12 protein-coding genes are annotated in these 13230 nt (G+C 44.2%); all 12 read left to right on the top strand.

The genetic code is table 11. From position 1 onward, the window contains the following. The first annotated feature begins 4 nt into the window (after nt 1-4). The 12 genes from mutL to JMA39_RS06395 all read left to right on the top strand — a co-directional run bounded on the left by mutL (nt 5) and on the right by JMA39_RS06395 (nt 13225). Nucleotides 5-1891 (top strand): DNA mismatch repair endonuclease MutL, encoded by a 1887-nt coding sequence (gene mutL / locus JMA39_RS06450; protein ID WP_202721016.1) that lies wholly within the window; start codon nt 5-7, stop codon nt 1889-1891. A gap of 25 nt (nt 1892-1916) precedes the next feature. After that, complete coding sequence (gene miaA / locus JMA39_RS06445; protein ID WP_220741565.1) at nt 1917-2807, top strand: tRNA (adenosine(37)-N6)-dimethylallyltransferase MiaA; 891 nt, start codon at nt 1917-1919, stop codon at nt 2805-2807. A gap of 93 nt (nt 2808-2900) precedes the next feature. Next, nucleotides 2901-3179 (top strand): RNA chaperone Hfq, encoded by a 279-nt coding sequence (gene hfq, locus JMA39_RS06440; protein WP_028766005.1) that lies wholly within the window; start codon nt 2901-2903, stop codon nt 3177-3179. A gap of 23 nt (nt 3180-3202) precedes the next feature. Further along, nucleotides 3203-4498 carry a ribosome rescue GTPase HflX gene (gene hflX / locus JMA39_RS06435; protein ID WP_202721014.1) on the top strand — a complete coding sequence of 432 codons (1296 nt, stop codon included), beginning with the start codon at nt 3203-3205 and terminating at the stop codon, nt 4496-4498. Between the two features lie 49 nt (nt 4499-4547). Further along, entirely contained in the window at nt 4548-5699 is a 1152-nt protein-coding gene (gene hflK / locus JMA39_RS06430) for an FtsH protease activity modulator HflK (RefSeq protein WP_202721013.1), read from the top strand. Nucleotides 5700-5702: 3 nt separating this feature from the next. Continuing rightward, complete coding sequence (gene hflC, locus JMA39_RS06425) at nt 5703-6581, top strand: protease modulator HflC (protein WP_202721012.1); 879 nt, start codon at nt 5703-5705, stop codon at nt 6579-6581. 409 nt (nt 6582-6990) lie between these two features. After that, the gene (petA, locus tag JMA39_RS06420) at nt 6991-7581 is read left to right on the top strand and encodes a ubiquinol-cytochrome c reductase iron-sulfur subunit (protein ID WP_202721011.1); all 591 of its coding nucleotides are present in this window, start codon (nt 6991-6993) and stop codon (nt 7579-7581) included. Next, a complete protein-coding gene (locus JMA39_RS06415; protein ID WP_202721010.1) occupies nt 7581-8795 on the top strand; it encodes a cytochrome b in 1215 nt (404 codons plus the stop codon). Before petA ends, JMA39_RS06415 begins: the two co-directional genes overlap by 1 nt. Continuing rightward, nucleotides 8795-9490: a cytochrome c1 gene (locus tag JMA39_RS06410; protein WP_202721009.1), complete on the top strand. Its 696-nt coding sequence runs from the start codon at nt 8795-8797 to the stop codon at nt 9488-9490. The genes JMA39_RS06415 and JMA39_RS06410 overlap by 1 nt, the downstream gene beginning before the upstream one ends. Before the next feature lie 109 nt (nt 9491-9599). Beyond that, on the top strand, nt 9600-10229 hold the full coding sequence (gene sspA, locus JMA39_RS06405; protein ID WP_012156731.1) for a stringent starvation protein SspA: 630 nt from the start codon (nt 9600-9602) through the stop codon (nt 10227-10229). After that, complete coding sequence (locus tag JMA39_RS06400) at nt 10229-10693, top strand: ClpXP protease specificity-enhancing factor (RefSeq protein ID WP_202721006.1); 465 nt, start codon at nt 10229-10231, stop codon at nt 10691-10693. Before sspA ends, JMA39_RS06400 begins: the two co-directional genes overlap by 1 nt. Before the next feature lie 495 nt (nt 10694-11188). Next, nucleotides 11189-13225: a TonB-dependent receptor plug domain-containing protein gene (locus JMA39_RS06395; RefSeq protein WP_202721005.1), complete on the top strand. Its 2037-nt coding sequence runs from the start codon at nt 11189-11191 to the stop codon at nt 13223-13225. Nucleotides 13226-13230: the final 5 nt, after the last annotated feature.

Below are 13230 nucleotides of genomic sequence, written 5' to 3'. Positions count from 1 at the left end.
GATCATGGCAATAGAAAAGTTACCGCCACAATTAGCTAACCAGATCGCTGCAGGTGAGGTGGTTGAACGGCCTGCATCTGTGATTAAAGAGCTGGTTGAGAATAGCCTTGATGCTGGTGCCACTCGTGTCGATATCGAGATTGAAAAGGGCGGCGCTAAACTTATTCGTATCCGCGATAATGGCTCGGGGATCCCAAAAGAGGATCTAAGCCTAGCCCTGTCTCGGCATGCTACCTCTAAACTTAAATCTCTCGATGACTTAGAAGCCATTCTAAGCTTCGGCTTTCGTGGTGAAGCATTAGCGAGTATTAGCTCTGTATCTAGGCTGACTTTAACCTCGCGCACCGCCGAGCAGACAGAGGCTTGGCAGGCTCAAGCTGAAGGTACAGAGATGGCGGTAAAAGTGTTGCCAGCCGCCCACCCTGTAGGCTCAACTGTTGAAGCGGTAGATCTGTTTTTTAATACACCAGCAAGGCGCCGATTTTTAAAGAGTGATAAGACTGAGTTCACCCATATCGATGAGTGGCTCAAGCGCATTGCTTTGGCCAGACGTGATATCTATTTCACTCTTAAGCATAACGGTAAGACAGTACGTAATTACCGCCCTGCGAATACTGAGGTACAATATATTCAACGTCTTGGGCAAATTTGTGGCAAAGCGTTTGCCGAAACTTGCTTGAAAATCGAGTGCCAACACAATGATTTAAGCTTGAGTGGCTACTTACAGTCACCCAATGCTGCGAGTGGATACAGTGAGACTCAGTATTTTTACGTTAATGGACGCCTAGTTAAAGACAGACTGGTTAATCACGCAGTTCGCCAGGCATTTGCCCAATATGCTGAGGGGATCTCGCCAGGTTACGTGCTAATGCTGGAGCTGGATCCTCACCAAGTGGATGTGAATGTCCACCCTGCCAAGCATGAGGTGCGTTTCCACCAGAGTCGATATGTACATGATTATATTTTGCAGGCACTACAGTCTGCGATGTCTCAATCGGTGCAGCTTCCCGTTACTGCAGAATCTGAACCGCAGCCAGCAACGGGCTGGCAGGCGACTCCAACAAGGGGCGCTGTTGCAGCAGCTCATTACCCGGCAGATAACGCAAGCAAGTCATCAGCGCATTTTGATTTGAGAGAGAGTCAGCCAGCGTCTAGGCAAGTCGATTACTCTGCAGGCAGTAGTCGTTATAGAAGTGAGTTAAAATCTGCCCCTAGAAGCAATCAAGCGAGTTCGCCTTCCCCTAGCAGTATTCGAGCTTATGGAGAGCTGTTAAATACAGATATTGCAGTGCCTCAAAGCTCCAATATGCCTTTACGACCAGAAAGTGCTCAAGCGGGGATGACTACATCAAGTCACGGCACAGTGAATATGCCGCCGATCATAGCTGGTAAGTATTGGGTGCTCATAAAAGAGGATAAAATATCATTACTCGATATAGCTGTGGTTACAAAAGCAGTATTAAAAGCTGAAATTGGTATTAAGTTTGCCCAAGGACTAATTGGTCAGCCTCTATTGATGCCTGTAGCCGTTGCTGTTGATAATGATTGGGCAGAGATTATTGAAAATCGTGAACAGCTATTACGAAAGTTAGGTATTGAGCTATCTATTCGTCTTGGGCAGTTGATTATTAAGAAAGTGCCCCCATATCTAAGAAACAGCCAATTGGCGGTTCTAATTCCTGAGCTATTACAGTGGGTCAGATTAGAGTTACCAAGCGATGAAGCTATAATAAAGTGGCTTGCGGACCAAGCTACAAATCGATTTGCCTGTGCGAGTGAGGCATGGTTTGCCCTAAATACGTTACCTAACGATCTACAGGGCGAGCTTTATAATCAATCCCAAGATTTGCCTTGGGAACAATGGATAAAAGAAAATCAGAGTGACCGATAAAAAACCACAGAAAATTATTACCTTAATGGGGCCTACTGCCTCAGGTAAAACCGCATTAGCGATTGAGCTTGTTAAGCAGTATGACTGTGAGATTATCTCTGTGGACTCAGCGTTGATTTACAAAGAGATGGATATCGGCACCGCTAAGCCCGATGCAGCCGAACAAGCTGCAGCTCCGCATCGACTTATTGATATTATCGACCCAGCACAGAGTTATTCTGCGGCCGATTTTAGACGTGACGCCTTGAATCAGATTGAAGATATTTTGAGTCGCGGTAAAACGCCTTTGCTAGTCGGGGGCACAATGATGTATTTCAAAGCTTTGCTGGAGGGGCTATCACCGCTTCCTGCTGCCGATGAAGCGATTCGAGAGCAGATTGCAGCAGAGGCAGAAGCTCAAGGCTGGCAAGTTCTACATGATCAATTGAGAGAAATTGATCCTGTTTCTGCAGAGCGAATTCATCCTAATGATCCACAGCGTCTCGCTAGGGCATTAGAGGTTTATCGAATTAGCGGTCAATCTTTGACAGAGCTAACTAAGACGAAGTCTGACGCATTCCCTTACGAAGCGGTGCAATTTGCGATTGCGCCGAGCGACAGAAAGGTGTTACATAATGCTATAGAGACTCGATTTAAAACCATGTTAACACTAGGGTTTACTGATGAAGTCGAGCGTTTAAAGGCACGAGGTGATCTGCATTTAGACCTACCATCCATGCGGTGTGTAGGATATAGGCAGTGTTGGCAGTATTTAGATGGTGAAATTGACTATGATACTATGGTCGAAAAAGCTATTGTTGCTACTAGGCAATTGGCAAAACGTCAATTAACATGGTTACGTGGATGGCCTGATTTGATTTGGCTCGAAAGTGGTGCCAAAAGTAATCTTGAAACAGTAATACAACATAGTCGCTAGATTATTAGCTGCTACTGTATAATACTAAAACCAAAGATAAAGTTTTATTGTATTAGAATAACTATTAATTTTAATTAAAAAGGAAATTAGAAAATGGCAAAGGGGCAATCTTTACAAGACCCGTTTTTGAACGCATTGCGTCGTGAGCGCGTTCCAGTATCTATTTATCTTGTTAACGGCATTAAGCTTCAAGGACAAGTTGAGTCTTTCGATCAGTTTGTTATTTTGCTTAAAAATACAGTAAGCCAAATGGTTTACAAGCATGCCATTTCTACTGTGGTACCTTCGCGTCCATTTAACGTGAGTAATCACCAAGCGACTAACGCTCAAGCTGGCTATAACGCTCAGCATGACGATGGCGACGACAAGTAATTTGTTATTAAGGAGATTGCTTTTTGTTTGATCGTTATGAGGCGGGAGAGAAAGCGGTACTTGTCCATATCGACTTTACTGACGAAAATAACCGAGAAGATTTAGACGAGCTGAAGCTTTTAGTTGAATCGGCTGGTGCTCAGTCAATCGGTGTGATCTCTGGTAGTCGTCGTTCACCTGACCGCAAGTTTTTTGTTGGTTCGGGTAAGGCTGAGGAATTGGCTGCGATGGTTGCAGCAACTGATGCCAATGTAGTGATTTTTAATCATGCATTAAGTCCAGCTCAAGAGCGTAACCTTGAGCAGCTGTGCGAGTGTCGTGTACTCGACAGAACAACTTTGATCTTGGATATTTTTGCTCAAAGGGCAAGAACGTTCGAAGGTAAGTTACAGGTGGAGCTAGCGCAATTGCGCCACATGTCAACGCGCCTGATCAGAGGTTGGACGCATTTAGAACGTCAAAAAGGCGGTATTGGTCTTCGTGGACCCGGTGAAACTCAATTAGAGACCGATAGGCGTCTATTGAGAGGGCGGATCAGCACGATTAACCGCCGCTTAGCAAAAGTTGATAAGCAGCGTGATCAGAGTCGTAGAGCACGACAGCGAAGCGATATGTCAACCGTGTCTTTGGTGGGCTACACCAACGCCGGTAAATCGACGCTGTTTAACGGCTTAACGACCTCTGATGTTTATGCTGCAGATCAGCTTTTTGCAACATTGGATCCAACGTTACGTAAGTTAGACTTGCCAGATGGCGATGTTATCTTAGCTGATACTGTTGGTTTTATTAGGCATTTGCCCCATGATTTAGTCGCTGCATTTAAGGCGACACTGCAAGAAACACGACAGGCAGATCTACTTTTGCATGTTGTTGATAGTGCAGATGAAAAGATGGCCGATAACTTTGAGCAAGTTCAAAAGGTGCTCAAGGAGATCGATGCCATAGATATTCCACAGTTGATCGTTTGCAATAAAATCGATCTATTGGATGAGGTGAAACCACGCATTGACTACGATGACGAGGGGACACCGATTAGAGTCTGGGTTTCTGCTCAGCAAAACAAAGGTTTGGAATTAGTTGAGGAAGCGGTAAACCAACTTGTTGGTAAGGCGGTTCTAGAGCTAACATTGCAAATTCCGGCTTCGGCTGGGCATTATCTTGGTCAGTTTTATAAACTGGATGTAATACAGCAGAAAGAGTATGACGATCTGGGGAACTGTATGATCTCTGTTCGCTTATTGGAGGCCGATTGGCGCCGATTGGTTAAACAGAGCCAAGGTGAAATTGAAACTTTTGTTGTCGACTCTGTCGGCGCATAATTAAGTATTTTAGTAATCTCGTTTATTTCATACACTTATGGAGTACTAAATGGCTTGGAACGAGCCCGGTAACAAGGGTCAAGACCCTTGGGGAAATGGCAATAAAGGTGGTAATGATAAAGGACCACCAGATTTAGATGAAGTTTTTCGTAATCTTTCTAAGCGCTTCGGCGGGAAAGGCAATGGCTCTGGTGGCAGCGTTAGTGGTGCCAGCTTACTCATAGTCCTTGTTATTGCCGTTGTTGTATGGGGCCTATCAGGTTTCTATACAGTAAAAGAAGCTGAGAAGGGTGTAGAGCTCCGTTTCGGTGCGTATATTGGTGAAGTTGATCCAGGCCTTCAATGGAAAGCCACTTTTATTGATGAAGTGACACCAGTAAACGTCCAAACTGTTCGCTCAATTCCAGCTTCTGGAAGCATGCTGACTGCCGATGAGAACGTCGTTCTCGTTCAGCTTGACGTTCAGTATCGCGTGAGTAATGCAAAAGATTACCTCTATAGCGTAGTCGATGCTGACGCCAGTTTACGTGAAGCGACAGATAGTGCACTGCGCTATGTGATCGGTCACAACACTATGGATGATATTTTGACTACGGGTCGAGATAAAATTCGTCGTGATACATGGGACGAAATTGAGCGAATTATCAAGCCTTACAACCTAGGTATTATGGTTGTTGACGTGAACTTCTTGCCTGCACGTCCGCCTGAAGAGGTGAAAGACGCCTTTGATGACGCAATTGCAGCACAAGAGGATGAGCAGCGCTTTATTCGTGAAGCTGAAGCATACTCACGCCAGTTAGAGCCTAAGGTTCGTGGTACTGTGCAGCGTATGGATCAACAAGCAATTGCGTACAAGCAAAGAGTAATCTTAGAAGCTAAAGGTAAAGTGGCTCGTTTTGAGCAGCTATTACCAGAGTATCAAGCGGCACCAGAAGTGACTCGTGAACGTATGTATTTTGATACGATGCAAGATGTCATGAGCGGTACAAGCAAAGTACTTATCGATGCTAAAAATAGCGGTAACTTGATGTACCTACCGTTAGATAAGCTGATGCAAAATAGCCAAGCGCATAATTCTGCAAGTGCTAAGAGTAAGTCGACAACGCCTGTTATGTCAGTGAATAGTACAACTCATGCTAACAGCAGTATTCCTCTTGATGGTCGCCCATCTCGAGGTGAACGTTCGTCGGGGAGGAACTAAGTGATGGGTAGATTTACAGCGATAATCATAGCGGTACTTATTGCGATCTCTTTATCTTCACTCTTAGTTGTGAATGAAGGCGAACGTGCCATCGTTTCTCGATTTGGTAAGGTACTTAAAGATGACGGCGTGACGCGTGTTTATGCTCCAGGACTTCACTTGAAGATCCCTATGCTTGATAAAATTAAGTTTATGGATGCCCGAGTGCAAACCTTGGACGGTGCAGCAGATCGTTTTGTAACCTCTGAGAAAAAAGATTTAATGGTCGATTCATACGTGAAGTGGCGTATTAAAGATTTTGAACGTTATTACCTATCTACCAACGGTGGTATTAAGGCTAACGCAGAGACGTTACTACAGCGCAAGATCAACAACGATCTTCGTACTGAATTTGGTCGTCGTACTATTAAAGAGATTGTTTCTGGTAGCCGTGATGAATTGCAATCTGATGCACTTAAAAATGCAGCAGAAAGCGCTAAAGACTTAGGTGTTGAAGTTGTCGATGTGCGTGTTAAGCAAATTAACTTGCCAGCTAACGTCAGTACCAGTATCTACCAGCGTATGCGTGCAGAGCGTCAAGCCGTTGCTAAAGAGCATCGTGCTCAAGGTCAAGAGCAAGCGGAAATCATCCGTGCTAAGACTGATGCAAGTGTGACAATTCAAACTGCAGAAGCGGAGCGTATCGCTTTAACGACTCGTGGTGAAGGTGATGCAGAGGCTGCTAAGATTTACGCCGATGCATACACTAAAGATCCTGAGTTCTTTAGCTTTATGCGAAGCTTAGATGCTTATAAAGCAAGTTTCTCTGGTAAGAATGACGTAATGGTGCTTGAGCCAGACAGTGAATTCTTCAGGTACATGAATAGTTCATCTGGAAAATAGTCTTTTTTAAATTTGCAAAAGGCCTAACGATAAGTTAGGCCTTTTTTATACCTATCACCCACAGTTATTGTGCTCTCTAATTCCTACCTATTCCGTCAAGTATCAAGTTATAGTCTGCAAAAAGTGAGTTTGAACGAGCTAAGTTACTAATTTAGAAGAATATGAATGAAACTATTTAGGATGTTCTGCTAACTAAAATAGCCGTTTTTGTTGGTTCTGATGCATAGTTTTTATGCAGAAGTAGCATTAAAACCAACATAGTTAACTAAGTTGAGTGTTTTAACTATGATCTGCTTCAAGTTTTTGGCTATAATGGGCGGCGTCTCAAATTCGGGTTTAAATTTCGGTTTAAATCAGCTTTGAAAAGATAGATAAAACAAAAATTCCAACACTCTCTGGAGACAAGTGGATGAACAAAGCGCCAGTCGATACCGGACGTCGCAGATTTCTGACCGCAGCCACCGCCGTAGTGGGTGGTGCTGGTGCCGCAGCTGTAGCGGTTCCGTTTATAAAGTCATGGAATCCGAGTGCCAAAGCTAAAGCAGCAGGTGCGCCGGTAGAAGTAAATATTAGTAAAGTAGAGCCAGGTCAACTTATTCGAGTTGAGTGGCGCGGTAAACCTGTATGGGTTGTTCGTCGTACGCAGGAGATCATTGATGGTCTGCCAGCAATCGATGCCCAACTTCGCGACCCAGACTCCGTTGAGCCTCAGCAGCCTGCATATGCACAGAACCCTGAGCGTTCAATTAAGGCTGAGTATTTTATTGCCGTTGGCTTATGTACTCACTTGGGTTGTTCTCCAACTTACCTACCTGACACATTTGGTGAGCAAGTCGAAGGGGTTGCATCAGGCTTCTTCTGTCCTTGTCACGGTTCTAAGTTTGATATGGCTGGCCGCGTATTCCAAGGTGTACCAGCACCATTGAACCTAGTAATTCCTCCACATCAATATATTGATGATAGCACTGTGCTTATTGGTGTTGATAAAGGAGATGCGTAATGGTTAAGAATATTGTTAGTTGGATTGATGAACGCATTCCAATGACCGCTACGTACAATCGTCACGTGGGTCAATATGCGACACCAACCAACTTTAACTTCTGGTACTTTTTTGGCTCACTAGCCATGTTAGTGCTAGTTAACCAGTTACTTACAGGTATCTGGCTAACAATGAATTACGTGCCAACAGCCGAAGGCGCGTTTGCCTCTATTGAATACATCATGCGTGATGTTGAATACGGTTGGTTGTTGCGGTATATGCACTCCACCGGGGCCTCTGCCTTCTTTGTGGTGATCTATCTTCATATGTTCCGTGGTTTAATCTACGGTTCGTACCAGAAGCCTAGAGAGCTCTTATGGCTGTTCGGTATGCTAATCTTCCTCGTGTTGATGGCTGAAGCATTTATGGGTTACTTGCTACCTTGGGGACAGATGTCTTACTGGGGCGCGCAGGTAATTATCTCCTTGTTCGGTGCAATCCCTGTTATTGGTGATGACCTAACATTGTGGATCCGTGGTGACTTCGTTGTGTCGGGTGCAACTCTAAACCGCTTCTTCGCATTGCACGTTATTGCGCTGCCGCTTGTACTTGTGGTTTTGGTATTTCTACACCTAATCGCACTGCATGAAGTGGGGTCTAACAACCCTGATGGCATCGAAATTAAGAAGAACAAAGATGAGAATGGCTGGCCTAAAGATGGTATCCCATTCCACCCTTACTACACAGTGAAAGATATCATGGGCGTTGCTGGCTTCTTGATTGTCTTCTGTTACGTATTGTTCTTTATGCCAGAAGGCGGTGGTTACTTCCTTGAGAAGCCAAACTTTGAAGCGGCAAACCCAATGAAGACACCTGAGCATATTGCGCCAGTTTGGTACTTTACACCTTTCTATGCAATTTTACGTGCTATCCCAGATAAGTTAATGGGTGTTATCGGCATGGGCTTAGCTATCGCTGTACTGTTTGTATTGCCGTGGTTAGACCGTTGTAAGGTTAAGTCAATCCGTTACCGCAGCATGATCCATAAGGTGAATATCAGTCAGTTTGCTATCTCGTTCCTAGTACTAGGTTACTTGGGGGCGGTACCTGCAACGCCTGCACTGACAATTGCTGCACGTATCTTCACTCTAACTTACTTTGGTTTCTTCTTATTCCTATGGATTTACAGTAAGAATGAAAAGACTAAGCCGGTACCAGAGAGGTTGACACACTAATGAAAAAATTACTGATTGCATTAGTTGCATTGGTGCCAACCTTGGCTTTCGCAGCCGGTGGCGGAGCACCTCTAGAGAAGGCTAACATTGATCTGAATGACCAAGAGTCTTTACAGCGTGGCTTGGATCTGTTCCAAAATAACTGTGCTGGTTGTCATAGTACTCAGTATCAACGTTATGAGCGCGTTGCAACAGACTTAGGCATTCCGCTTGATGAGATGCGTGCTAAGTACTTACCTGAAGGCACCAAGATTGGTGAGCTGATGGAGAACGCAATTCCTGATGCAGATGCTGCAAAATGGTTTGGCGCATCGCCTCCAGACTTAACGCTTGTTGCCCGTGTACGAGGTGAAGATTGGATCTATTCATACCTTCATGGTTTTTATGAAGATGAAAGCCGCCCGTTTGGCGTGAACAATACCATTTTTCCTTCGGTGGGTATGCCGCATGTGCTTGAAGGCCTTCAAGGTCTTCCAGTTAAACAAGAAGATGGAACGCTAGTGGCAACTGGCGGAACGCTATCACCAGAAGAGTATGATCAAGTGGTTAGAGATATCACTGGGTTCTTGGTTTACTCTGGCGATCCTATCAAGCTTGAGCGTGAACGCTTAGGTTGGTGGGTGATGGGATTCCTATTTATTTTCTTTGTTGTGGCCTACCTCTTAAAGAAAGAGTACTGGAAAGATGTACACTAACCCCAAATAAAGGTTAGAATGTATTATCCGCAAATTGTAAACGGGGAGCCTTGCTCCTCGTTTGTGTTTGCATTTTTTGCTTTTGATTTGTGAATCCCGGAGGGTATCAATGGCTGTTGCTGCCAACAAACGCTCAATCATGACCCTGTATTCAGGTGCAGACGACCTTTATAGCCATCAAGTACGTATCGTGCTTGCTGAAAAAGGTGTAACGGTTGATGTACTACAGGTTGATCCAAATGAGATCCCTGAAGACTTGATCGAGCTTAACCCGTACAACACAGTGCCAACTTTGGTAGACAGAGAGCTAGTACTTTATAACTCTCGCATCATTATGGAGTATTTAGATGAGCGTTTCCCTCATCCTCCACTAATGCCTGTTTATCCGGTTTCACGTGGTCAAACTCGTCTTTGGATGCACCGCATCGAAGAAGACTGGTATGCACTTGTTGAGCGTATCAGAAAGGGCGACCGTGCCGATGCAGCTCGTAAAGAGCTTCAAGAAGGTTTAACTGCTATTGCACCTATCTTTGGTGAAGTGCCTTACTTCATGAGCGAAGAATTTGGTCTAGCAGATTGTTATCTTGGCCCACTATTGTGGCGTCTACCTGTACTTGGCATCGAACTCGACAGCCGTACAGCTAAAGATATCAAAGCTTACATGACACGTTTATTCGATCGTGAATCATTCAAAGCTTCTTTGACTGAGACTGAGCGCGAAATGCGCATGGGTATCTAATGAAAGAGCTAACCCCAAATCGTCCATACTTGCTGCGGGCTTATTACGATTGGTTGATGGATAACCAGTTAACGCCCCACGTTGTTGTTGATGCTTATGTGCCAGGCACACAAGTACCACAGCAATATGTTAAAGACGGCCAGATTGTACTTAATATTACTGAGAGTGCTGTAGGTGGCCTACAGATCACTAATGAGTTTATTGAGTTCAGTGCGCGTTTTGGCGGTGTTCCTCAGCAGGTACTGTTGCCTATGGCTTCAATCGTTGCAATTTACGCCAGAGAAAATGGGGCGGGTACGGTCTTTGAAATGGAAGAAGCGTATCAACTAGATTGTGATCCTGAAGAGGAGTCAGGGCTTTCGGTGGTACTGAAAGAGCCTGATGTTGAAACTAGCGAAGGTGAAACCGAGAAAGTGGAGGCTAAAGAGCCGAAGCGACGCGGTCATTTAACCTTAGTGAAATAGGTTTCAATCTCATGAAAAGCCAGTCTTTAGACTGGCTTTTTTTATGCCTGAGTTTTATCCATTTCAAGGTGTTAAATATTGAGCCGCTATCAAAGTGGATCATGAGGTTAGCAATGACTCACAGTTCAATTTAACTGGTATCGTCCTCTCTAATTCCTACAACATCCTCGTAAGCCTAAGTGGTAGACGTTCTGTAAAATCAGCTAGTTCAGCAGCCACTATATTAGCAATTAAAACAATAGTTTGCAGTCTTATAGGTGTAGACATATTATCTCGCCAACTTGTCCAGTTGTGACTATTTGTCCTTTTCTGGTTGTAATTATATGGTGTTGTGTCGTTATTGGTTTTTATTGGGTGACTAGTGTCTAGAGTTGGCTTTTGTAAATAGTTGTACCGCAAGATTAAGAATAAGATATGCGCGAATTTTCGGTGAGCAGGTTCTTTAATGGTGTTAAAGGCCTGTAACCCCTTACAACGAGCAGTTCGGAGTCTTCGGTGATCAAAACAAAAAATACTAAAATCGCAGTTATCATCAGTAGTTTGTTGGCATGCCAATATGCCGTAGCCAGTGATAAAAATGATGTGTTCTCTCTCGGTGAGATTGTTGTTTCAGAGGAAACAGGTGTTAGGGATATCGCAATTAACAACACCATGACTGCTGAGCAGATTGAACTCATTGGCGCCAAAACGGTTGCCGATGCACTGGACTATTTACCCGGCGTACATGTTGCTCAATCAAGTAAGGGCGAGAAGTTTCTGACTATCCAGGGGTTCGAGCAAGATAAGGTGCTTATTTTGCTTGATGGTGTGCCTTATTATGAAACTAATTATGGTCAGTTAGACCTTAACCAAATACCTGCCAACATCATTGCAAAAATTGATGTGGTTAAAGGTGCGTCATCAGTGCTTTATGGTCCAAATGGTATGGGTGGTGTAGTTAACATTATTACTAAGAAGGGCCAGGAGGGAGTTAGTGGTGATCTACAAGCGTCTTTTGGTCAGATGGGGCAAAATTACCAGTCGGGTACACTTAGCCTAGGTAAGAACGGCTTTAGTCTATTTGCATCTGTCGATCACCGTGGTCGTGATGCAATGAGAATGTCTAATGACTTCGAACCAGTACTGTCCGATGTTAGAGACCGATATGGCGACTTACCAAAACAGATGATCGTTGAAGATGGTGGTAAACGTGAAAACTCGGCTTACGAGTCGACTAACATCTGGGTTCGTGGTGGGTACGCTAACGAAAACACCGAACTATTTGCCAGTGTTTTTAGTTTGGACTCAGATCGTGAATTGCCCTATAACACCCGTAATAACAAGGTGTTTAGTGATTTTAGTAGCTTTGCCGATATCTCTGAATATAAAGATACGGGGATGGATTTAAGCGGTTTACACCGCGTTAATGATTGGCTCACTGTGCGTGCATTAGGCTACTACCATATGCATAACGACAGTTATGACTCCTATAGCAACCCAGAAAAAGAGGTTAAATTAGCGACCAGTAGCTTTAGTGACTACACGGCCGGTGGTGCACTATTTACCGATATGGCGTTAGCCGATTGGAACAGTTTAAGCCTGTCTGTAAACTTTAAGAATGATGTACATAAGAAGAAGAACGTTGCATATGTAGACCCTGAACGTTCCCATGATTATGAGCGTTCTCAGCTTGATACCATTAGTTTGGCTGCTGAAGATACCATGACATTTGGTGCACTAAATGTGGTTGCAGGTATCGCATGGCATAAACAAACGGTTGTTGAAGATCGTGACAACGATGCAGCATCGGGTCAGGATGGTTCAGATACTCTAGATCCTATGTTAGGTATGAGCTACACCTTAGATAATGCAGGCTTAGTCTATGGCTCTATTGCGCAAAAAACTCGTTTCGCAACCTTTACCGAAATGTATGATGACACGGGCGCACGTCATGATATTAAACCTGAGCGTAATACTAGTTATACCTTAGGTTGGAAGAATGATTTTAGCCATCAGATATTAAACAGTATCGATATTGGTCTGTTTTACCATGACGTGAGCGATAAGATCGTATCAACCTATATGCCAGATCCAACTGATCCTGGTTGGGATCTAGAAGTTTATCAAAACGTGGGAAGTTCAGAGTTTTACGGTATCGAGATCAGTACCCAAAGTCAGCTGAGTGAGAATATCAGTCTGTCTCTAGATTACACCTACACTCATGCTCGCAATACAACAGAAGATCGTGATTCTGACTACTTCCGTGATATTCCAAAGGACACAGTGACAGCGATTGTTAACTGGTATCAACCTTGGCTAGATATCGACAGTAATCTGCGCGTTCGTTACCGCACCGATATTTTGATTGATGAGCGCTCTGATGAGTGGGAGTCTGAGACCTTAACTGTCGATATGGGAATTAATAAATCGATTACACCGCAGCTCTCTGCCTACGTTAATCTTAATAACCTACTCGATGAGTCACACTACGAAGGATACGGCCAGCCAAACGAAGGCCGCTCCTATGAAGTGGGCGTAAAGTACCGTTTCTAAGGAAT

It is taken from the genome of Shewanella schlegeliana, from assembly GCF_016765635.1.
Classification (GTDB): Bacteria; Pseudomonadota; Gammaproteobacteria; order Enterobacterales; family Shewanellaceae; genus Shewanella; species Shewanella schlegeliana.
Note: the sequence above shows the minus strand (reverse complement) of the source record. Positions and strands in the feature narration are given on the sequence as shown.

Coding starts and splice junctions, on each gene's coding strand:
- JMA39_RS06400 (WP_202721006.1), top strand. CDS start 10,229: ATGAAAGAGCTAACCCCAAATCGTCCATACTTGCTGCGGGCTTATTAC.
- hflK (WP_202721013.1), top strand. CDS start 4,548: ATGGCTTGGAACGAGCCCGGTAACAAGGGTCAAGACCCTTGGGGAAAT.
- hfq (WP_028766005.1), top strand. CDS start 2,901: ATGGCAAAGGGGCAATCTTTACAAGACCCGTTTTTGAACGCATTGCGT.
- miaA (WP_220741565.1), top strand. CDS start 1,917: ATGGGGCCTACTGCCTCAGGTAAAACCGCATTAGCGATTGAGCTTGTT.
- petA (WP_202721011.1), top strand. CDS start 6,991: ATGAACAAAGCGCCAGTCGATACCGGACGTCGCAGATTTCTGACCGCA.
- JMA39_RS06410 (WP_202721009.1), top strand. CDS start 8,795: ATGAAAAAATTACTGATTGCATTAGTTGCATTGGTGCCAACCTTGGCT.
- JMA39_RS06415 (WP_202721010.1), top strand. CDS start 7,581: ATGGTTAAGAATATTGTTAGTTGGATTGATGAACGCATTCCAATGACC.
- hflC (WP_202721012.1), top strand. CDS start 5,703: ATGGGTAGATTTACAGCGATAATCATAGCGGTACTTATTGCGATCTCT.
- mutL (WP_202721016.1), top strand. CDS start 5: ATGGCAATAGAAAAGTTACCGCCACAATTAGCTAACCAGATCGCTGCA.
- sspA (WP_012156731.1), top strand. CDS start 9,600: ATGGCTGTTGCTGCCAACAAACGCTCAATCATGACCCTGTATTCAGGT.